This is a genomic window from Burkholderia sp. A9, assembly GCF_000801975.1.
Map to the genome: position 1 here is coordinate 195157 of NZ_JSZN01000015.1, position 20110 is coordinate 215266.

The 20110-nt window shown below is 66.7% G+C and carries 20 protein-coding genes; 10 read left to right on the forward strand and 10 right to left on the reverse strand.

The features are described from left to right. Positions 1-27: 27 nt before the first annotated feature. Complete coding sequence (locus PI86_RS07950) at positions 28-1488, reverse strand: NAD(P)/FAD-dependent oxidoreductase (protein ID WP_039320675.1); 1461 nt, start codon at positions 1486-1488, stop codon at positions 28-30. Between the two features lie 85 nt (positions 1489-1573). Then, positions 1574-1918, reverse strand: a complete 345-nt coding sequence (locus tag PI86_RS07955; protein ID WP_014900440.1) for a cupin domain-containing protein — start codon at positions 1916-1918, stop codon at positions 1574-1576. A 197-nt stretch (positions 1919-2115) separates the two neighbouring features. On the opposite strand from PI86_RS07955, the gene PI86_RS07960 reads away from it, so the two are divergent. The 3 genes from PI86_RS07960 to PI86_RS07970 all read left to right on the forward strand — a co-directional run bounded on the left by PI86_RS07960 (position 2116) and on the right by PI86_RS07970 (position 5619). Beyond that, positions 2116-3003 carry a helix-turn-helix transcriptional regulator gene (locus tag PI86_RS07960; RefSeq protein WP_039320678.1) on the forward strand — a complete coding sequence of 296 codons (888 nt, stop codon included), beginning with the start codon at positions 2116-2118 and terminating at the stop codon, positions 3001-3003. Between the two features lie 162 nt (positions 3004-3165). After that, entirely contained in the window at positions 3166-4116 is a 951-nt protein-coding gene (speB, locus tag PI86_RS07965; RefSeq protein WP_039320681.1) for an agmatinase, read from the forward strand. Positions 4117-4137: 21 nt separating this feature from the next. Further along, complete coding sequence (locus PI86_RS07970) at positions 4138-5619, forward strand: aldehyde dehydrogenase family protein (protein WP_039320684.1); 1482 nt, start codon at positions 4138-4140, stop codon at positions 5617-5619. A gap of 351 nt (positions 5620-5970) precedes the next feature. On the opposite strand, the gene PI86_RS17915 is transcribed toward PI86_RS07970, so the two are convergent. After that, positions 5971-6375, reverse strand: coding sequence for a nuclear transport factor 2 family protein (locus tag PI86_RS17915; RefSeq protein ID WP_039320686.1), 405 nt, complete (start codon positions 6373-6375; stop codon positions 5971-5973). 437 nt (positions 6376-6812) lie between these two features. Here PI86_RS17915 and PI86_RS07980 point away from each other — a divergent pair, with 437 nt between their 5' ends. Further along, on the forward strand, positions 6813-7316 hold the full coding sequence (locus PI86_RS07980; RefSeq protein WP_039320690.1) for a hypothetical protein: 504 nt from the start codon (positions 6813-6815) through the stop codon (positions 7314-7316). A gap of 109 nt (positions 7317-7425) precedes the next feature. Continuing rightward, positions 7426-8769 carry a DUF2325 domain-containing protein gene (locus PI86_RS07985; protein WP_039320693.1) on the forward strand — a complete coding sequence of 448 codons (1344 nt, stop codon included), beginning with the start codon at positions 7426-7428 and terminating at the stop codon, positions 8767-8769. A gap of 30 nt (positions 8770-8799) precedes the next feature. On the opposite strand, the gene PI86_RS07990 is transcribed toward PI86_RS07985, so the two are convergent. The 4 genes from PI86_RS07990 to PI86_RS08005 form a co-directional block, all read right to left on the reverse strand. Then, on the reverse strand, positions 8800-9123 hold the full coding sequence (locus tag PI86_RS07990; protein WP_014900447.1) for a winged helix-turn-helix domain-containing protein: 324 nt from the start codon (positions 9121-9123) through the stop codon (positions 8800-8802). A 100-nt stretch (positions 9124-9223) separates the two neighbouring features. Beyond that, positions 9224-9715, reverse strand: coding sequence for a molybdopterin-dependent oxidoreductase (locus PI86_RS07995; RefSeq protein WP_039320695.1), 492 nt, complete (start codon positions 9713-9715; stop codon positions 9224-9226). A 142-nt stretch (positions 9716-9857) separates the two neighbouring features. Further along, positions 9858-10625 carry a DeoR/GlpR family DNA-binding transcription regulator gene (locus PI86_RS08000; protein WP_039320698.1) on the reverse strand — a complete coding sequence of 256 codons (768 nt, stop codon included), beginning with the start codon at positions 10623-10625 and terminating at the stop codon, positions 9858-9860. Between the two features lie 43 nt (positions 10626-10668). After that, complete coding sequence (locus PI86_RS08005) at positions 10669-11349, reverse strand: MgtC/SapB family protein (RefSeq protein ID WP_039320700.1); 681 nt, start codon at positions 11347-11349, stop codon at positions 10669-10671. A 260-nt stretch (positions 11350-11609) separates the two neighbouring features. On the opposite strand from PI86_RS08005, the gene PI86_RS08010 reads away from it, so the two are divergent. From PI86_RS08010 to PI86_RS08025, 4 genes are all read left to right on the forward strand, one after another. After that, the gene (locus PI86_RS08010) at positions 11610-12554 is read left to right on the forward strand and encodes a choline ABC transporter substrate-binding protein (RefSeq protein ID WP_082012173.1); all 945 of its coding nucleotides are present in this window, start codon (positions 11610-11612) and stop codon (positions 12552-12554) included. Between the two features lie 39 nt (positions 12555-12593). Continuing rightward, on the forward strand, positions 12594-13274 hold the full coding sequence (locus PI86_RS08015; protein ID WP_039320703.1) for an HAD family hydrolase: 681 nt from the start codon (positions 12594-12596) through the stop codon (positions 13272-13274). 44 nt (positions 13275-13318) lie between these two features. Continuing rightward, positions 13319-13579 (forward strand): hypothetical protein, encoded by a 261-nt coding sequence (locus PI86_RS08020; protein WP_039320709.1) that lies wholly within the window; start codon positions 13319-13321, stop codon positions 13577-13579. 103 nt (positions 13580-13682) lie between these two features. Continuing rightward, complete coding sequence (locus PI86_RS08025; RefSeq protein ID WP_039320711.1) at positions 13683-16133, forward strand: phosphocholine-specific phospholipase C; 2451 nt, start codon at positions 13683-13685, stop codon at positions 16131-16133. 67 nt (positions 16134-16200) lie between these two features. Here the strand turns inward: PI86_RS08025 and PI86_RS08030 are convergent, their stop codons facing one another. Further along, positions 16201-16860, reverse strand: coding sequence for a M24 family metallopeptidase (locus tag PI86_RS08030; RefSeq protein ID WP_082012175.1), 660 nt, complete (start codon positions 16858-16860; stop codon positions 16201-16203). A gap of 192 nt (positions 16861-17052) precedes the next feature. Further along, on the reverse strand, positions 17053-18213 hold the full coding sequence (locus PI86_RS08035) for a porin (protein WP_039320718.1): 1161 nt from the start codon (positions 18211-18213) through the stop codon (positions 17053-17055). 641 nt (positions 18214-18854) lie between these two features. On the opposite strand from PI86_RS08035, the gene PI86_RS08045 reads away from it, so the two are divergent. Then, positions 18855-19445: a GNAT family N-acetyltransferase gene (locus PI86_RS08045; RefSeq protein WP_039320721.1), complete on the forward strand. Its 591-nt coding sequence runs from the start codon at positions 18855-18857 to the stop codon at positions 19443-19445. Positions 19446-19482: 37 nt separating this feature from the next. Here the strand turns inward: PI86_RS08045 and PI86_RS08050 are convergent, their stop codons facing one another. Then, the gene (locus PI86_RS08050) at positions 19483-19917 is read right to left on the reverse strand and encodes a GNAT family N-acetyltransferase (RefSeq protein ID WP_014900453.1); all 435 of its coding nucleotides are present in this window, start codon (positions 19915-19917) and stop codon (positions 19483-19485) included. Between the last annotated feature and the right edge of the window lie 193 nt (positions 19918-20110).

Here is a 20110-nt window from a genome sequence, read left to right on the forward strand (position 1 = left end):
GCGGCCGGACCCGCGCCGCCGCGTCGCTTACATCGGGAAGCCCATCGCCTTGAGGCCGCTGATCCACGCGCGCTTCCAGCCGCCTTCGGCATCCGCGCCGTCGAACGCATGGAACGTGATCTTCGCGGCGACCCAGCGCATCGGCTCGGGCGGGATGTAGCTCGGGCTCTGGTTCGCGATGTCGAGCTTGCGCTCCGGGCTGTCGCGATCGAACAGGATGTTCAGCCCCATGAACGCGCCGAACCGGCTCGCCGCGACGCCGAAGCCCGTATAGCCGGCGACGAACACGGCCTTGTCGCCGAGATAGCGCTTCGCGAACACCGAGCCACGCGAGCAATAGTCGATCGGGCCGCCCCACGCATGTGAGAAGCGCACGTCGCTCAGTTGCGGGAAGGTGCGGTAGAACGCTTCGGCGAGCCGGTAGTAGGTCTCGCGCTGGCCGTCCTGATGCGGCTCCGGATCGCCGTCGAAGTGATAGCTGACGAGGCCGCCGAAGATGATGTTGTTGTTCTTCGTCAGCCGGAAATAGTTGAGTTGCGTGCGCGTGTCGTACACGCCCTGGCGATTCTTCCAGCCGATCCGCGCGAGTTGCTCGTCGGTGAGCGGCTCGGTCGCGAGCACGTGGTCGCGCACCTGCATCACGCGGCGGTTGATGTCGGGAATGCCGACCTTTGCCGTGCCGCTGCCGAACACCACACGCGGCGCGCGCACGCTGCCCTTCGGTGTCTTCACGAACACCGTGCTGCCTTCGTCGGTCACGGTCGTGAGCGGCGTGTGCTCGTACAGCTTCACGCCGAGCGACAGCGCCGCGCGCTTGAGCCCCCACGCGAGCTTCGCCGGATGCACGATGCCGCTGCGGTTGCGCGACCACAGCGCGCCCGCGAACAGCGGCGAGTTCAGTTGTTCGAGCGTTTCCTCGCGATCGAGCAGCACGACGTTGTGCCCGTATTCGCGATGCAGGTCGTAGTCGCCCTTCAGGTGCGCGATGTGCTCCGGGTCGACCGCCACCGTCATTTCGCCGTTCCACTCGATATCGGCGTCGATGTCGTAGCGCTTCAGCGTTTCCTCGAAGCCGTCGAGGTTGTGGTGGCCGAATGTCTCGAGCTCAGCGATGTCGTTCGGGAACACGCGCACCGCGTTCGGCAGCCCGTGCATCACCGACGTCGAGATGATCCCGCCCGCGCGGCCCGATGCACCGTGCGCGACCTTGCCGGCCTCAATCAGCACCACGTTCAGGTGCGGCATCTGTTCCTTCGCCTGCACGGCCGACCACAGCCCCGTGAAGCCGCCGCCGACGATCAGCAGGTCGGCCGTCACGTCGCCGACGAGTTCCGGCTCGGTGGCCGGCGCGGTCGGGTTGTCGAGCCAGTACGGGAACAGCTTCGTGTTCGCGAGCGCCGCCTCGACGCCCAGCGCGACCGGCGCGCCACGCAGCGCGTGCGCCTGCATCGGCGCGGTCTGTTTTGCTTCGTTGACTTCCATTTCCATGATCCCACCCATCACACGCGAAAAACGAAACCGCCGCCGGGCGCGCGTCACACGGACGACGAAACCACGGCGGCGGCTTCGGACATCACGACTTCTCGAGCAGCACGTAGAACTTCTTCGCGTCCTCGATCGTCTCCCAGCGGCCCGCGAAGCCGGCCGGCAACAGGTAACCCTGGCCCGGCGTGAATTCCTTGCGGTTGCCTTCGACGTCGGTCAGCGCGATCCGGCCCTCGACGAGCCACACCGCTTCGTCGGCCGCCGTTTCCGGAAACTCCACCGAGCCGACTTTGCCTTCCCACCAGCCGATGAGGTAGTTGCCGCTCTTGCCTTCGGCCGCGCGCCAGTCGCTTTCGTCCATGCCGAAGTCGAGCTTCGTGAATTCGCCCACGCCTGCGCCCAGCGGCAGGATGTCCTTGATCAGTTTGGTCATCGGAATCTTTCGTCTCTTGATTGAAAAAGCAGAGACAAAGTTACTCATTTACACTGCCCCGGTATGCCCCCCTCCGGGGGGGACAAACCGTGTTTTCCGGGGCCGGGCAGGTCGCAAGGACACCTGCCGGTATTTCCCCCTAATGACGTTTTTCGTTGCCGACGCTACAATGCGCCCGCTTTTCACCGGGGAACCGCATGCTGCTCAACGTGAACCCCTTCCACCGCGACAACGACCGCTTCAACGTGTCGTTCAAGGCGCTGGGCGAGCTGATCGAGACGGTCGGCACGCCGCACTTCGTGCCGCGTCTCACGCAATTGCTGAATGAAGTGGTGCCGCTCGACGTCGCGCACGTCGAACGCTCGCGCGTCGACGGCACGATGCCCACCGGCTACCGCTGCGAATGGATCGGCAGCAGCGGCATCGGCACCGAATCCAACGAAATCTCCGACGTGATGACGCTCTACTACGAGCGCTTTCTCGACAGCGACCCGCTGTTCGCGGGGCTGCGCGGCAAGACGGGCACGATGCTGGTCGTGCGCGACATCGCGGCGATTCCGCCCGGCGAATTCCGCCAGCGGCTGTTCGACGACGTGCATATCGGCCACGAATGCGTGCTCGCGCGCGGCACCCGCTATGCGCAGCATTCGATCGCGCTGGAACGCGGCCGCGACCGACCGCCGTTCACGCTCGCCGAGATGAACCGCTTTCGCAGCATCAGCGACGTGCTGTTCCCGCTGCTCGAACTGCACGCGTCGACCACCGCCGCGCGGCGCGTCGCACACCCGACGCCCGAAGTGCATCCGCTCGCGCAGTTCGATGCGCGGATCGCGGCCGACGGCGTGAAGCTGTCGAAGCGCGAATACGAAACCTGCAAGCACCTGATCTCCGGCAAGACCGTGCCGGAAACCGCCGACATCCTCGACGTGCGGGTCGCATCGGCCGAGTCGTACGTGAAGCGCGCGTTCGCGAAGCTCGGCGTGCGCACGAAGCGCGAGCTCGCCGCATGGGGTTCGGCCGCACCGGCGTTCCGTGCGGCTGCGGCGCACGATAACGACGACGCGCCGCCCGCGCCGTCACGCTGATCGTTCGCTGACCACCGCCGCTGACGGTTGCGCCGTGTCGATGCGGCGGCACCACTCGCATCGAGACCCGTCGATGTAAACGTTGCGACTTCAAAATCTTCGCGCCCGCGTTCTCCTCTACCATCGGCCGATCGTTTTTCACCAGAAAGAGGAGACGGCCCCATGCACCGCGAACTGAACCAACCGATGGGCGGCAACGAGATGCCGCGTTTTGGCGGCATCGCCACGATGATGCGCCTGCCGCAGGCCGACACGACCGACGGGCTCGACGTGTGTTTCGTCGGCGTGCCGCTCGACCTCGGCACGTCGAACCGCTCGGGTTCGCGCTTCGGCCCGCGCCAGATCCGCACCGAATCCGTGCTGCTGCGCCCGTACAACATGGCCACGCGCGCAGCGCCGTTCGATTCGCTGCAGGTCGCCGATATCGGTGACGTCGCGACCAACCCTTACGACCTGAAGGATTCGGTGCGCCGCATCGAGGAAGCGTACGACGAGATCGTCGCGAACGGCTGCCGGCCGATCACGCTCGGCGGCGACCACACGATCGCGTGGCCGATCCTGCGCGCGCTGCATAAAAAATACGGCAAGGTCGCCGTGGTGCACGTCGACGCGCACGCGGACGTGAACGACACGATGTTCGGCGAGAAGATCGCGCACGGCACGCCGTTCCGCCGCGCGGTGGAAGACGGCCTGCTGCAATGCGACAAGGTCACGCAGATCGGCCTGCGCGGCACCGGCTACCACGCGGACGATTTCGACTGGTGCCGCCAGCAGGGCTTCACGGTCGTGCAGGCGGAAGCATGCTGGAACAAGTCGCTCGCGCCGCTGATGGCGCAGGTGCGCGAACGCATCGGCGACACGCCGGTCTACCTGAGCTTCGACATCGATGGCCTCGACCCGTCGTTCGCGCCCGGCACCGGCACGCCGGAAATCGGCGGCCTGTCGGTGCAGCAGGGTCTCGAGATCATTCGCGGGATGAAGGGGCTGAACATCGTCGGCGCGGATCTCGTCGAAGTGTCGCCGCCGTACGATCCGACCGGCACCACCGCGCTCGTCGGCGCGAACCTCGCATTCGAGATGCTCTGTGTGATGCCGGGCGTCGCCTACCGCTAACCCGATCGACAGGAAAACACCATGTCCACCGCTGAGCTTTCCCCTTCCGCCGCGACGCTCGTGCTGCCCGCCGCGCGCATCGCCGGCCAGCCCGTGCGCACGCATTCCGATGAAGCCGGCGCGCCGATCTTCAACGCCTCGACCGGCGAGACGATCGGCTGGCAGGAATTCGCGACGCCCGCGCACGTCGACGCTGCGGTGCGTGCCGCGCGCGACGCACTCGCCGGCTGGCAACGCACGCCGCCCGCCGAACGCGGCCGCCTGCTCGCGAAGATCGCCGAACGCGTCGAAGCCGAACGCGAGCGCCTTGCCGCGCTGCAGATGCAGGTGAGCGGCAAGCCACCGTTCGAGGCCGACGCCGACGTCGGCGACGTCGCCGCGACGTTCGCGTATTACGCGCAGCTGTGCGACGACGCAGCGCTGTTCGCGGCCGAGCCCGTCGCGCTGCCGAGCGACGCCGTCGTGGCCGAACGCTTCTACGACGCGGTCGGCGTCGCCGCGCTGATCATGCCGTGGAACTTCCCGATGGTGACGACCGCGTGGAAGCTCGCGCCCGCGCTCGCGGCCGGCTGCACGGTCGTGCTGAAGCCATGCGAACTGACGTCGCCGACCGAGCACGCGCTCTTCGACCTGATCGCCGAAGCCGGCGTGCCGGACGGCGTCGTCAACGTCGTGAACGGCGGCGCCGAGGTCGGCGCGGCGCTGACCGCGCATCCGCTGATCGACAAGATCTCGTTTACCGGCAGCACGGCTGCCGGGCGCAAGGTCATGCAGGCCGCGGCCGAGGACATGAAGCGCGTGACGCTCGAGCTCGGCGGCAAGTCGTCGCTGATCGTGCGCGACGACGCCGATCTCGACGTCGCGGTGTCGCTCGCGATCGCCGGCGCGTTCACGAACGCGGGCCAGATGTGCTCGGCCACCGCGCGCATCCTCGTGCACGACAGCGTCTACCGCAGCTTCATGGCCGCGTTCGAAACGGCCGTGCGCGCGCTCGTCGTCGCGCCGCCGCATACCGAACAGGTCGCGATGGGGCCGATGATCTCGGCCGCGCAACGCACGCGCGTCGCGGCAATGCTCGAGCAAGGGATCGCGGCGGGCGCGCGCGTCGCGTTCAGCGGCCGCGTCGCCGATGCGGGCGGCGACGGCTTCTTCATGGCGCCCGTCGTGGTCGCGGAGCCGGCCGCCGACAACCTGCTGTGGACCGACGAGGTGTTCGGCCCGGTCGCGTGCGTGAAGTCGTTCCGCACCGACGACGAGGCGATCGCGCTCGCGAACGACACCCGCTACGGGCTGGTCGCGACCGTCGTGACGCGCGACGCGGATGTCGCGAAGCAGTTCCAGGCGCGCGTGCGGGCCGGGCTCGTGTGGATCAACGCGCCACAGCTCACCTACCCGCACGTGTGCTGGGGCGGCTTCGGACTCAGCGGGATCGGCCGCGAACTCGGCGTGACCGGCCTGCGCAGCTACCAGGAACTGCGCCACGCGATACGCGCGATCGGTTGACCAGGGCGGCCGTTCAGGCCGTTGGCGGCGCCGTGCCCGGTGGGGCGGCGTCGCCTTTTTTTGGTTCTTGCGGCATGCCGGGGAAGGTGGAGGGGCCTGTCTGCGTTCCGTCAGAAAGGGATGGCGATCACGGCCAGCCGAAGCATGCGATTCACGCTTCCCATGGTGTCGATGTCGACGCCAGACTGGGGCGACTGGAGATGCCATCTCCGCGGAATCCGGGCTTCATGTGAGGCCACTTCGGGCACTGGTACCGCGGGCTGGAATCGCCGCGCCGGATGCCGGCGCCGCAAGATACGGCCTTACCTGTTCTACCGTGTTTTCCTCGGCGGCCCGGCGCGCGCGATGCCGTCACTGTCGATGTGCGGCCGCTTCGGCCGCGGTATCGTGATACTCGGCAAACGTCGCGATCTTTCCGCCTTCGATCGTGGCCACGTGCACCCAGTCGTCCTCGTAGGTGCGCCCGGTCGAATGGACACGCCAGCGCTGCGTGCCGAGCACGACGACCCGATTGCCGCTGGCGATGAACTCGAGCGGCTCGAACCGTTCCGCGGTCTGCGTCGACGCCAGCGCCGTGAAGAACGCCGCGACCTCCTGCCGCCCCTGTCTTCTGCCGACGAACGGAACGACGTCGGCCGGCCCCGGTATGAACCAGTCGATGCTGTCGGAAAGCGTCTGCAGAATGCCTTCGATATCGGCCCTGCCAAACGCCGCGTATGCCTGCTGCACCAGTTGCACGTTGTCCTGCTCGCTCATCGCACCCTCCCGCCATCGCCGGTTCGCCGCGTTGCGGCGCGGAGTACGGGCCGCAAACAATTCAGCATAGTCGAACCGCGGGGCGGCACATATAGGGTTCGCGAGCAATCGAGCGGCGTCGATTTGATATGAGCAATCCGGCGCGCCGCTATCCTGCCGCAACGATCCCATGCGCGTGAATTTTGCCGGCCACCAGGCCCGTCGCCATGGCACGCGGCAATGGCCTCCGTCACCCGGCCCATCGCCAGTCGACGCTGGCCGGCATCGCGCGCGGCGATTTCGTCGTGCAGCGGCGTTCCCGCGCAGCAAGCGGTGGCGGCGTCGCGCGAGAGCAACGAGTCGATCAACGACATCCATCGAGATCCGCGAAGCGTCTTCGCTACGCCATCGTTATATCCCATAGAATATATCGACATCTGCACCACCGGAGACGCACCATGCCCCGCACGCCGACGGACCGCGCCCCGCTGCGCACCGCACGCGCCCAGCCGCCGACGCCAACATTGACACTGACGCGCAAGATCAGCGCGCTCAAGCCGCTGCCGAGCGACGGTCGCGCGCAGCTGGTCACGGACGTCGTCGATGCATTCCGGCGCCTGCGCGGCAGCGTCATGCGCTTCATCCGGATGTTCTCCGCAGCGACCGACGACACGCTGTCCGCGCTGAGCCTGCGCGACCTGCTGGCGACGCTCGAAAGCGACGCGCGCGCGGCGCGCTTCACGCGCCTGCCCGACCTCGAACGCGCGATCGCGCAGGCGCGCGGCCTCGAGCGCACGCGCGACGACGTGTTCTCCGACGCGTTCAGCAACGACCCGGCCGCGATGCGCGACGCGGTCGCCGCACTGGAGCGCGTCGACGTACTGCTAGTCGGGCTGTGCGTCGACCACGTGATCGAACGTCACACGCCGGCATCGCGCGCCGCATCCGCCGCGCTCGGTTGAACCGCGAACCGGGCGTTTCCCCGGCATTTCGCACGTTATATTCCGTGGTATATTTCGCCAATCTTTCGCGCATCCGTCTCCGGCCCGTCGGGCCCGGATCGAGGTCCACATGCACGCTCCGCCCTTTCGCCTGGCCCGCACGGCGGGCCTGCCGTCGTCCGGCGGCCCTTCACCCGCCGGCGCCGGACGGATCGACGCCTGCTGCGCGCCGTCGCGTGCGCAGCAAGCCGAGCTGAAGCGCCGCGCACGCCTGTCCGAACTCGATTCGAACCTGCACTGCTCGATCATCGGCACCTGCCTGACCACGCATGAACTGCGCAAGCTCGTGCCGAAATACACCGATCTCGACCGCCAGCGCGCGACCGACCTGGACATCCACCACGCGGCCGTCGAACTCGCGATCGAGGGTACGGCCGGCGGCAAGGCGCTGCACAAGGCGCTCGACGAACGCTATGCGGGCGCGATCCGCGCATTCGACCAAGCCAAGGACGCGGACGCACTCCTCGCGCTGTGGCAGGACGCGCTCAAAAGCGGCGAGATTCCGCCCGCGTACTGGGCGCTGATGACGCATCCGCGCACGACGATGGCCGTCCGCCAGGCCGCGTTCGGCGACCTGCACATGCTGTCGCACCTGGTCGGCGCGGCCAATCGCGCGGATATCCGCCGGCTGGTTGCGCTCGAGGAAGAGAATGCCGCGCTGCAGGCGAAGCTCGAACGGCAGCAGGCGCGCCTGCACGAGATGAGCGCGCAGCGCGATGCGGCGCTGCACGAACGCGATGCGTGTCATGCACGCCAGAACGCGCAGCCGACAAGCGCTGAAAGCGCATTGCACGACGAAGTGCGGGAACTGCGCGACGCGCTGGCCGCGCGCGATGAACGCCTGGCGCTGCACACGAGCCGCCGCGAGGCGGCGGAACAGCGGATCGCAGCCGAACAGGCAAGCGCCCGCGCAATGCGCGCGCGGCTCGACGACCTGATGGCGATGGTGAAGACACTGCGCGCCGAAGCGAGCGCGATCGAACAGGCGGTGCAGGCGTCGACCGACGATCCGGCCGATGCGGCTGCCGATTCACTGTCGATGCTGCAGCACAAGCGCGTCGTCTATGTCGGCGGGCGGCCGGGCTCGACCCGGGCGATCCGGCGCATCGTCGAAACGGCAGGCGGTGAATTGACGCTGCACGACGGCGGCATCGAGGACCGCAAGGGCCTGCTGGCCGCCGCGTTGCCGGGCGCGAACATGGTGGTGTTCCCGGTCGACTGCATCGACCACGATTCGGTGAACCTGCTCAAGCGCATGTGCGAACGTCACCAGATCGCGTACTACCGGCTGCGGACTGCGAGCGTCGCCAGCTTCGTCGAACTGATCGGGCGGCTCGATGCGCATGCGCGCGACGTCATGCCGCGGGATACGCCGGCGGGCGACCCGCCGCGCTTCTGCTTGCGGCACGGTTAGGTCAGGCCACGCGCCGCCGCAACCCTGCCGTCAGCGACGCACCATTTTCGTGAGCGCGGTGATCTCGTTCGCGCAGGCCGCGTAAGCGCGCGCCTCGATCTCGCGATAGAGCCGGATGATCTCCTCGCCGACGGGCGTGAGCACGCTGCCGCCGCCGCTCTGACCGCCGTGTTCGGAAATCGTCGCGGGCGACTTCAGCGACCGGTTCAGCTCGTCCATCAGCAGCCACGCGCGCCGGTACGACATTTCCAGGCTGCGCGCCGCCGCCGAAATCGATCCGTGCTCGCGCACGGCCTCAAGCAGCGCGACCTTGCCCGGCCCGAGCGCGATCGTGTCGGCCTGCTGGATGCGCATCCTGAACCGCACCTCTGGCTTGGGGTGTGCCGAAGTCTTCATGTTTTCTGCCGGTTGAACGATGCGGGCAAGCATACACGATCGATGGCGCGGCGCCGGCTCAGATCTCGAGCACGCGCGCAACGATCCCCGCCAGCCGCTTCACGTGACGCGGCGCGGGCAGCACGTCCGCGCCGGAGAACAGCAACGGCGCGCCGTCGTCGATCGACAGCGGTGCGTCGCCGCATTCGAACGCGACGATCACGCGCTCGCCGATCGGCGTGTTGAACAGTTCATGCCACGAGAACGTGACTGCGTAACCGTCGTGCGCATACGCAATGAACACCATCCGCTTGAAGTCGCCTGGCATGTCGTTGCGCAGCCCGGCCGCGTCGATCAGGTCCTTCAGCCGCGCGCCGCGATACGGCTCGACCGAGCGGATGAAGCGGTTCGTCGTGAAGCAGCGCAGGTCGAACGATTCGGCACTCACGCACGCGTGCCGGCGCAAGTCGTCGAGCGTCACCGTCATCGGTCGCTCGAATGCGCCCGCCAGCGCGATCGAGCCTGCTGCCACCTGATGCGCCGAAGGCGCTGTCGTGTCTGCCATCCCCATCGCCCGCCTCCATGCCGGCCCGCCTGACGCGCGCCTTCGTTGTATCGATCGATATATTACGCCGGGAAACGGCCGCGAGACAGAAGGCAGGCCGCATGCGCGGGATAACGGCGCCGGATCACGTCCGGCGCGCCGGCTGGCGTCACGACAGCACGATGTGCTTGATGACTTGCTTGATGCTCTTGTAGCTGTCGACCGATTCCGCCTTCTGGTCCGTCACGAGCGTGCCGATCCGCGCGGGTTCGCAAAAGCCGATCCGGCTGTTCGTGCCGAGCTTGCTGAAGTCGGCCAGGATCGCGACGTCCGCCGCATTCGTCACCATCGCGCGCGCGACTTCCGCTTCCATCCGGTCGTAGTTCGTCGCGCCCCGCACGTGATCGACCCCCACCGGCGACAGCAGCGCGACATCGGCGCGGTAGCGGAAGATCTCGGCGATCGTGCCGTCGCCGACCGTCGCGGCCGCGCGGCTGCCGATCATCCCGCCGAGCAGGATCGTTTCGTTCTTCGCCTGCCCCGGGTCGCTCGAACGCATCTTCAGCGCGACGTCGATCGAGTTCGTGACGATCGTGAGGCCGGACAGCTTCGCCAGTTCCTCGGCCAGCAGCGTGGTGGTCGTGCCCGCGTCGATGAACAGCGTCTGCGAGCCCGTGACCAGCCGGGCCGCGGCGCGTGCGATCGCGAGTTTCGCCTTCACGTGCGTCTGCGCGCGCTCGGCGATCGGCGCTTCGTCGCCCACCTGCACCGCGCCGCCGTGCACGCGCTTCAGTTCCCCCAGCGCCTCAAGATCGACGAGATCGCGGCGCACGGTTTCCCGCGACACGTTCAGGTCGGCCATGATCCGGTCGGTGGAGACGCGCTGCATCTTCGATAACAGAAGCCGGATCCTCTGATATCGCTCTTCTTGCCACATGAAATGTCCTCGGAAATGAACGTCAATGGTATTCGAACCGCGACTACGCGGCGCTCTCCTCCATCTTTTTGATGCCGGCGAGGGTCTGCAGGGATTGACGGACCGCCTGGAATTCGCGGCTCGTCATCTTCGAGAACACCACGTGGATCCGGTCGTCGTCCGGCGTCGTGTCGTCCTGCTCGATGACGAACTGAACGATGCGCGCGTGGTCGATCCCCGGCATCGCCTGCAGCGACGTCAGTTTCACCGCGCCCCGGCTCGCGAGGATGCGCACGCCCCAGCGCTGCCGCGCGGCGAACAAGCGCTTCTCGATCGGCTTCAGGCCGGCAAGGATCGTCAGCACGATCGCCGTCGCGGCGATCGCGGCGACGTACATGCCGCCGCCCACCGCGAGCCCGACCGCCGCCACCACCCACAGGCTCGCCGCCGTCGTCAGCCCGCGGATGATCTCGCCGCGCAGCATGATCGAGCCGGCACCGAGAAAGCCGATGCCCGACACGACCTGCGCGGCGACCCGCGACGGATCGAGCGACACGTTCTTCGCGTTCTGGATGTCCGCGAAGCCGAATGCGGACACGACCATCACGAGCGCCGCGCCGACGGCCACCAGCATGTGCGTGCGCAACCCGGCCGCCCACGACAGCCGCTCGCGCTCGATGCCGATGATGCTGCCGAGCAATGCGGCCAGCAACAGACGGGAAATGATTTCCATCTGACTGATCATGCGAAGTCTCCTTCCGTTACCCAACTTGATGAAACGCGGCCCGCCCGGACCGCCGCCCGACCTCGCCTGCTTTCGATTAGCCGACGATTTGCACACGTCGCAGGTTGTATTTTTGTGCGAACTTGCGATTTTGTGCGTTCTAATATACGTTACGAAAAACCACACAGCCAGACCCAAGTTCGTTCGTTTCATCCGATCAATACGATCGATCGTCGGACCATTCACGCAACCGATCCGGAACACTTGCTTAGGAGACCAACATGATGAAGAAGGCATGGATGCTGGCCGCAACGCTGCTCGCGTCGATCGCGACGGCGCCCGTTCACGCAACCGAAGGCGACGTCTGCAAAAAGGTGACGCTCGGCGATGTCGGCTGGAGCGACATCGCGGCCACCACCGGCGTCGCGATGATGCTGCTCGACGGGCTCGGCTACGAAGCCAGCAAGACGATCGCGTCGCCGCCGATCGTGCTGGCCGGCGTGAAGAAGGCGCAGATCGATGCGTTCCTCGGCTACTGGGATCCGAGCATGACGCCGACGGTGAAGCCGTTCGTGGACGCCGGCGCCGTGCACCTGCTGCCGCAGCCGAACCTGGTCGGCGCGCGCTACACGCTGGCCGTGCCGCAATACGTCGCGGACAAGGGCCTCAAGAGCTTCTCCGACATTGCGAAGTTCCGCGACCAGCTCGACGGCAAGATCTACGGGATCGGCGCCGGCAACAACGGCAACGCGCTGATCCAGCGAATGATCGACAAGAACGAGTTCGGGCTCGGCGGCTTCAAGCTCGTCGAATCGAGCGAGGCCGGGATGCTGGTCCAGGTCACGCGCGCCGTGCAGGAACATCGAATGATCGTGTTCCTCGCGTGGGAGCCGCATCCGATGAACATCGACTACAAGATTGCTTACCTGGAAGGCGGCGACACCGTGTTCGGCCCGAACTATGGGTCGGCGAAGGTCTACACGCTCGTCACGCCCGGCTATCTCGAACGCTGCCCGAACGTCGGCCGGCTGCTGACCAACCTGAAATTCACGACCGACGAAGAGAACCAGCTGATGCTGCCGATCATGAACCACGCGGATCCGGTCGCGGTCGCGAAGGCGTGGGCGAAGAAGAACCCGGGCGTGCTGTCGAAGTGGCTCGACGGCGTCACCACCATCGACGGGAAGAACGCGAAGGACGCGATCGACAAGCTGATCGGCGCGTAAGCAGGCACGCAAGCAGGCACGCAATACAAGGACTTGACCATGCACAAGAATCTCGCGCTGTTCGACCTCGATCACACGCTGCTGCCGCTCGACAGCGACCAGGCCTGGGGCCGCTTCATCACCCGGGTCGGCTCGCTGGAAGACGACGCGCACGCGGCGCTGATCGACGAACACTACGGCCACTATGCAGCCGGCACGCTCGACATGGACGCGTATCTCGCCGTCACGCTGGCGCCGCTTACCCGCTATCCGCGGGTACAGCTCGAACGCTGGCACGCGCGGTTCATGGATGAGGTGATCCGGCCGGCGATCACGCCGCAGGCGCGCGAACTGGTCGATCGCCATCGCGAGAACGGCGATCTCTGCTGCATCGTCACCGCGACCAACGTGTTCGTGACGGGACCGATCGCCGCCGAGTTTGGAGTCGAGCATCTACTCGGTATCGAGCTCGATACCGACGACGGCACGCCTGGTGGGCAATTTACCGGGCGCAGCACCGGCGTGCCGAGTTTTCGCGAAGGGAAAGTCGTGCGCACGAACGCATGGCTTGATTCGCTCGGCTATACGCCGTCGGATTTCGAGCGGACCTACTTCTACAGCGATTCGATCAACGACGTGCCGTTGCTGGACTACGTCACGCATCCGGTCGCCACCAATCCCGATGCACGACTGTCGCACGTCGCCAGCACACGTGGATGGCCTGTCATGAAGTTGTTCTGATTCGGGCGATATGCTCCGCCGTTCATTTCATTTCTGGAGGGGTAATGAAAGCAGGAACCGGAACGACGTGTCTCAATCAGTCAGGAATCCGACTCGAATCGAGTCATGACAACCCCGCTCCGCCGGCCGGTATGGAACGCCGTTTTCCGCACTGGCGCGGCGTTGTCATGATCGCACTCCTCTGCACGCTGGCCGGTTGCGGCGATGGCGATTCCGGCTCCGCCGGCAACGTCGCCGCGAACCGCGCATCGGCATCGGGCCCGGCCGCCGCGCCGGTCCTGCACTGCGCCACCGCGTGCCACTGACGGGCGCACGCCCATGTCGGGATGGCTGCCCGCGCAACGCGCCGCGCACGACGCACCGCGGCGTCCGGCCAGCCCGACCGGCAATTCATGACTGAGAGCGATCATGCAAAAAAAACCCACGACACGACGTCAGTTCCTGGCCGATGCGCTGAAGCTCGCGGGCGCCACCGCGGTCACCGGCATGCTGCCCGAAAGCATCCTGCGCGCGCAGTCGATTCCGGCCGCCACCGTCACCGGCACGATTCAGGACGTGAAGCACGTCGTGATCCTGATGCAGGAAAACCGCTCGTTCGACCACTACCTCGGCACGCTGCACAGCGCGCGCGGCTTCGGCGATCCGCGCCCGGTCGTGATTTCGAGCGGGTATCCGGTCTGGCGCCAGCCGTGGCTGCTGTCCTACGTGTTCCCGTTCAACCCGTCGCCGCCGGCCGGCACCGCGAACGGCGACACCTATTACGGCGACCTCGACCACAGCTGGAACGGCACGCACAGCGCCTGGAACAACGGCTGCTACGACAACTGGGCCGGCGCGAAGACGAGCGGCACGATGTACTACTTCACGCAGAACGACATCCCGTTCTATTACGCGCTGGCGAGCGCATTCACCGTGTGCGACAGCTACCACTGCTCGATGCTCGGCCCGACCGACCCGAACCGCCTGTATCTGTGGACCGGTTGCTGCGGCAACGTGCCCGGCTATGCGCCGTACACGACGAACACGATGACCGGCACCGGCTGGACCACGATGCCGGAACGGCTGAACGCGGCCGGCGTCACGTGGAAGTTCTACCAGGACAAGGGCAACGGGCTGGATGCCGGCCACGGCCACGGCGAATACAACGGCTCCAGCAAGGATCTCTGGTGGAACGGCAATTACGGCGACAACGTCATTCTCAACTTCAGGCAGTATCAGAACCTCGGCGCGGATGATCCGCTCGCGCCGGCGCTCAACGGCACGCAGATCGACCCGACCGGCGGTGGCAGCGAATACGACACGCGCCTTTTCAGCCAGTTGCAGGCTGACGTCGCGAACGACACGCTGCCGCAGGTCTCGTGGATCGCCGCGCCCTACGCATATTGCGAGCATCCGTCGTGGGCCGCGAGCGGCGGCGAATGGTATGTGAGCAACGTCCTCAACGTACTGACGTCGAATCCGAAGGTATGGGCCAGCACGGTGCTGCTCGTGATGTACGACGAGAACGACGGCCTGTTCGACCACGTGCCGCCGGCCGTGCCGCCGAGCGCGTCCGCGGGCACCGGCCAGTCGACGGTCTCGACCGCGGCCGAATTCGTCGCCAGCAACGGTGCGGCGTCCGATGGCTCGGCCAGCGGCGACGTGCCGATCGGCCTCGGCCCGCGCGTGCCGATGTTCGTGATCTCGCCATGGTCGAAAGGCGGCAAGGTCAATTCGCAGGTGTTCGATCACACCTCGGTGATCCGCTTCCTGGAGTCGCGGTTCGGGCTGCAGGAGACGAACATCACGCCGTGGCGGCGCACGGTGTGCGGCGATCTCACGTCGGCGTTCGACTTCACGAGCCCCGACCAGACGGTTCCGGCGATCCCGGGTCCGGCCAGCAACATGAACCCGAACGGCTGGACGGTCATCATCCCGCCGGCCACCACCACCGCGGTACCGGCCCAGGCGACCGGCCGCAACGCCGCCTGCCGGCTGCCGTACGAGTTCTTCGTGCAGGGCAAGGTCGACCGGTCCGCCAGGATGCTCGCGCTGACGATGACCAATACCGGCACGGCCGGCGTGCATCTGCAGGCGTGGGTCGACGGCACCAGCACGATCCCGCGGCAATACACGATCGCCGCCGGCGTGAACGCATGCAGGAACCTGTCCGATTCGCTCGCGCTGAATCCGGCCGGCGGCTACGACTATTCGGTCTACGGCCCGAACGGCTTCCTGCAGACGTTGCGCGGCACCATCGGCGCGTCGGGGAATACGGGTTCGTCGGCCGAAGTGAGCCTCTGCTACGACGTGCAGAACGGCAACGTGCAGATCACGCTCGACAACTCGGCAGGGTCGAGCGCGACGACGTTCCAGCTCGTCGACAACGCGTACGGGATGAATCCGGCGCAGTCGGTCAGCGTACCGGCCGGCGCGACTCAGGCCGTCACGTGGTACGGCGACGCCGGCTGGTACGACGCGAGCATCCGCGACGCCAACGATCCGAATTTCCTGCGCCGCGTGGCCGGCTGCGTGCAGGCGCAAGCGGGCACGCTGCTGACCGATTCGGCGATCGGCAATACGAACGGGAAATTCGTGCCCGTGCTTGCGTCGCAGGGATCGTCGTACGGCACGCTGCGGTTCGACTATGTCGTGCCGCCCTGGCGCCACAGCCCGAAGAACTGGGTCGGCATCTACGCACGCGGTGCGCAGCCGACCAAGGGCGGCTACAAGTCGTGGGCCTATCTGCCGAAGAGCACGGGCTCGCTGCTGTTCTCGTCGACGGCGAACAGCGCGCTGGGGTCGGGCCAGTACGATGCGTGGTTCCTGTTCGACGACGGCTACACGCCGTTGGCAGGCCCTGTCGCGATCAGCATCTGATGACGGACTGGCGACGCGCGTTCACGGCGCGCGTCGCCTTGTTTCTTGCTCAGGCCAAGCCTCGGCCTCAGACGAGCAGATCCTCGTAGAACGCGCCGAACGGTCGCGTCGGGTGCGCGATCTGGATTTCCAGGATCCACAACCCGGCGGCCGGCGCGCCGTCGAAGTCGCCGAGATTGCCGGCCTTGTAGATCGCGTGCGGGAAATCGCTGACGCGATGGCCCTTGATGTCGACGTTCAGCCGGAAGCCGTGCGCATCGGCGCGTTGCGCCGCGAATTCGTACAGCGCGATGCCCGCGCATCCGGTGGTGCGCCAGTGGCGCTCGACTTCGTCGTAAATGACGCGCGCGGCCCGCGCACAGGCATGCATGTCCGGATCGTCGCCACGGACGAAGGTCGCGCCCGCGTCGCCCTCGTGCCTGGCCCAGACGGCGCCGAGGTCGATGAAGAAGATGTCGTCGTCGGCGAGTAGCGGGTCGGCTACCGAGCGCTCCTTGAACGTGCGCAGGGTGTTTTCCCCGAAACGGACGATTACCGGATGCCAGATGCGGTCCATCCCGAGCGCCTTGAGCACGCTCAAGCCCAGCGCGTTGGCCTCCGATTCCCGCATGCCGGGCCGAATGCCGGCGGCGATCGCGTCGACGGCCTGCCACGTCATGGTCCTTGCGTGCTGCATCGCGTCGAGCGAAAACGCTTCGCCGACGGCTTCCCGCTGCGTCGAATTCAACATGCTGCTCCCGTGCTGGTGAATGTGGGTCGGTACAGTCGATTGTCGTTTCGATATGTACAGACGAATATATCGCGTTCCGCGCCGACGCGTCGGCTGGTTGCGTCATTCTTCACAGCGCAACGGGCGCTCGCAAGGAGCGCCCGCTCTCCGGACGTCGCCCGCTGCGGCAACGCCCGTGCTGCCCGTCGCTCAGAACTTGTGACGCACGCCGATGCGCGTGACGAACTGCGTGTTCGCGCCCGCGCTGCCGATGAACGACGGCGACGAACCGATCTCGGCCTGCACCGGCACCACGCGGCCGTTGACGGTATTGCTGCCCGACGCCTTCTGGTACGCCGTGCTCACGTACACGTCCGTGCGCTTCGACAGCGCATAGTCGACGGCCGCGTTGACCTGGTGCCACTTGCCTTCGAAGCGGTCGTCGAGCTTCGAGAACGTGTAGCCGAGGCCCGCGCTCAGCGCCGGCGTGAACGCATAGCGGCCGCCGATCTCATAGTTGTTCAGCTTCGACGATTCGCCCGACAGCGGTTCGAACTTCGTATGCGTCCAGTTCGCCCACACGAGGCCCGCCGCGATCGCATAGCGTGCGCCGATGCCGAACGTTTCGAGGTCGCGCAACCCGAGCGTGTTGATGTTCGCAATGCTCACGCCGAACGCGGGCGATGCGCCGTTCGGGAAGCGGATGTTGGTGTACGCGGCGCCGATGCCGAACGGCCCTTGCGCATAGTTCGCGCCGAAGCTGTACGCGCTCGACGCGCCCTGCGCGCCGTTCGCACCGGTCGTCGTCGGCGTGCCGGCGAACTGCGTCGAGTTCGAGAAGCCGTACATCGCACCGAACGTCAGGCCCGCGAAATTCGCGCTCTGAAACTTCACCGCATTGTTGATGCGGCTCGACGTCAGCTGGTCGAGATCGTTGATGTGATACGCGTAATTGCCGGCCGGCGTCTGGCTGCCCATCGTGTAGTTGCCGCCGATGTAGTCGGTCGAGAACGAGTACTGGCGACCGAACGTCAGCGAGCCGACACTGTTCTTCGACAGGCCGACGAACGCCTGGCGGCCGAACAGCGCGCCACCCTGGCCGAGCGTGCCGTCGCCGCTGCTGAAGCCGTTTTCCAGCACGAACAGCGCCTTGAGCCCACCGCCGAGATCTTCTGTGCCGCGAATGCCCCAGCGGCTGCCGGATGCGACGCCGTCACCGTACTTGACGAGCTTGTCGTGCCCCGACGACGTCGCCACCTTGTTCGAGTACGTGATACCCGCATCTATCAGCCCGTAAAGCGTGACGCTGCTTTGCGCGTGCGCGGCGCCGAACATCCCGAGTGCGGCCGCGGCCGCGATGGTCTTCTTCATGCTGCTTCCTGTTGTTGTGGACGCACGCGCCTGCATCGCTGCATGACGCGCGGCGTGTTGACGAAAAACACGATGACGAACGGACGCAAGCCGCGCCGGATCGGCCGGACGCGCGCACGCCTCATGCGCGGGTGCACGATGTTCGGGAACGATGCCGGTGTGGTCTTGCTGAAGCGGCATGCCGCGAGGGCAGTCGCTCGACTTGCAGCGCCGCTGCGCGTGCGCATCGGTTGCACATGCGATCGCGACGCCTGGCTCCGGCGATGCCGGCCAGAATCTCTTCCGGCTGTCGTGGAGCGGTGGACTGCGTGGCGCCTGTCGGCGTCACGACCTTCGATATATCCTGCGGAATATATCGAGTTGTCATCAAGCGGTAAACAGTTATTCGGGTTCCTGTCGCCTTTCGTCCACAGGCGCGCGCAGCGCGTGCGACAAACGTCAATCCGATGGCGACAGCCGACGCGCGGCGGGGTCCGCGCCGATATCCCGCATAATCAGGCGTTGCATGGCGCCTCGGGGGTAAGCATTGTGCGGGCGCAGCAATTCAAAACAGGAGCGGGTGCGTTCCGGCTCGCCGCATGGCGGCGGCGCGCGCCCCGGGGGAATACAAGACAATCCCGCTGAAGACAGGATACCGACACATGGACCAAACCGAGCACATCAGCATCGAACAGGCGATCGACCTGCCCGCCGACGAACTGAACGGATGCGACTTTTCGTTCGAGATCGCATGGGAGCTGAATGCGCCGTACCAGGATTTGCTCGATTTGCGCGCGCTGCCCGTGCGGCGCAAGGACTACGGCTTCGACCCGGCCGGCTGGGCACGCGAGGCGTCCGGCGGCACCGCGCTGTTTCGGGCGACCGCGGGCGGACGCCTCGCGGGATTCGTCGCGATCACGGAAAGCTGGAACGGGATGGCCGAGATCGCGGAACTCGCGGTCGAACGTGCGTGCCGACGGCAAGGCATCGGCCAGTTCCTGCTGGCGGCCGCGGAAGCGTGGGCGCGCAGCCGCGGGTTCGGCTTCATGCGACTGGAAACGCAGGCGAACAACGTCGCGGCCTGCTGTACGTACGCCCGCGCCGGCTTCGTCGTGGGCGGACACGACCGCTTCCTGTATGCCGACGGCGCGAACGACGGGGAAGTCGCCCTCTTCTGGTACAAGGACTTGCGCGACGGGCAGCGCGCGAAGAGCCGGACGGTCGACCCGGAATCGGTGCGGCCGGTGTCCTGACGCGCGACGCCGAAGCGGTGACGTCAGGCCGGCGCGCTCAAAGGGTCTTGACCATGAACACGCGCGCCGTCCCTTCCGGCTCGCACGGCACCTCGCCGAACGCCTCGTAACCGTGCTTCCGGTAGAAATCCGGCGCCTGGAACGTAATCGTGTAGAGCACCGCGCGGGCGCACCCGCGCCGCTTCGCCTCGGCTTCGGCCTCGCGCAGCAGCCTGCTGCCGAAGCCACCGCCGCGCAGCGATTCCGGCAGGTAGAACAGGTCGATGAAGAAGAGCCCGAGCGACGTCCGGCCGGTGAGGCCGCCCAGCACCTCGCCGGTCGCGGGATCGGTCACGTAGACGTCGAGCGCCGCCGCATCGGCTCGCCCCGTCATCGCATGGTTGAATTCGCCGAGCTTGCGGCTGATGAGGTCGCGTGCGGCCGGTTGTTCGGTGTCGGTCAGTTGCAGGGAAACGGCGGGGTGCGCGGTCATGGTATGAAGGCGTGCGTACATGGGCCGCCGGACGTGCAGTGTCCAAAGCGGGCGTCGCACGACTATAGCGCGTCCGCCAGCTGCGCGCGGTCACGCCGATCATGACAGGAAGGGAAACGGCGGGCGCATCGCGCACCCGCCGTTTCATCACGCATGGCGCCTGCTCAAGCCGACGCGAACGCCGCCTTCATGT

Coding starts and splice junctions, on each gene's coding strand:
- PI86_RS07960 (WP_039320678.1), top strand. CDS start 2,116: ATGCTGCTCAACGTGAACCCCTTCCACCGCGACAACGACCGCTTCAAC.
- PI86_RS08015 (WP_039320703.1), top strand. CDS start 12,594: ATGCACAAGAATCTCGCGCTGTTCGACCTCGATCACACGCTGCTGCCG.
- PI86_RS07950 (WP_039320675.1), bottom strand. CDS start 1,488: ATGGAAATGGAAGTCAACGAAGCAAAACAGACCGCGCCGATGCAGGCG.
- PI86_RS08045 (WP_039320721.1), top strand. CDS start 18,855: ATGGACCAAACCGAGCACATCAGCATCGAACAGGCGATCGACCTGCCC.
- PI86_RS07990 (WP_014900447.1), bottom strand. CDS start 9,123: ATGCGCATCCAGCAGGCCGACACGATCGCGCTCGGGCCGGGCAAGGTC.
- PI86_RS08010 (WP_082012173.1), top strand. CDS start 11,610: ATGATGAAGAAGGCATGGATGCTGGCCGCAACGCTGCTCGCGTCGATC.
- PI86_RS07955 (WP_014900440.1), bottom strand. CDS start 1,918: ATGACCAAACTGATCAAGGACATCCTGCCGCTGGGCGCAGGCGTGGGC.
- PI86_RS08005 (WP_039320700.1), bottom strand. CDS start 11,349: ATGATCAGTCAGATGGAAATCATTTCCCGTCTGTTGCTGGCCGCATTG.
- PI86_RS07985 (WP_039320693.1), top strand. CDS start 7,426: ATGCACGCTCCGCCCTTTCGCCTGGCCCGCACGGCGGGCCTGCCGTCG.
- PI86_RS07970 (WP_039320684.1), top strand. CDS start 4,138: ATGTCCACCGCTGAGCTTTCCCCTTCCGCCGCGACGCTCGTGCTGCCC.
- PI86_RS08020 (WP_039320709.1), top strand. CDS start 13,319: ATGAAAGCAGGAACCGGAACGACGTGTCTCAATCAGTCAGGAATCCGA.
- PI86_RS17915 (WP_039320686.1), bottom strand. CDS start 6,375: ATGAGCGAGCAGGACAACGTGCAACTGGTGCAGCAGGCATACGCGGCG.
- PI86_RS08035 (WP_039320718.1), bottom strand. CDS start 18,213: ATGAAGAAGACCATCGCGGCCGCGGCCGCACTCGGGATGTTCGGCGCC.
- PI86_RS07995 (WP_039320695.1), bottom strand. CDS start 9,715: ATGGGGATGGCAGACACGACAGCGCCTTCGGCGCATCAGGTGGCAGCA.
- PI86_RS08050 (WP_014900453.1), bottom strand. CDS start 19,917: ATGACCGCGCACCCCGCCGTTTCCCTGCAACTGACCGACACCGAACAA.
- PI86_RS08025 (WP_039320711.1), top strand. CDS start 13,683: ATGCAAAAAAAACCCACGACACGACGTCAGTTCCTGGCCGATGCGCTG.
- speB (WP_039320681.1), top strand. CDS start 3,166: ATGCACCGCGAACTGAACCAACCGATGGGCGGCAACGAGATGCCGCGT.
- PI86_RS08000 (WP_039320698.1), bottom strand. CDS start 10,625: ATGTGGCAAGAAGAGCGATATCAGAGGATCCGGCTTCTGTTATCGAAG.
- PI86_RS07980 (WP_039320690.1), top strand. CDS start 6,813: ATGCCCCGCACGCCGACGGACCGCGCCCCGCTGCGCACCGCACGCGCC.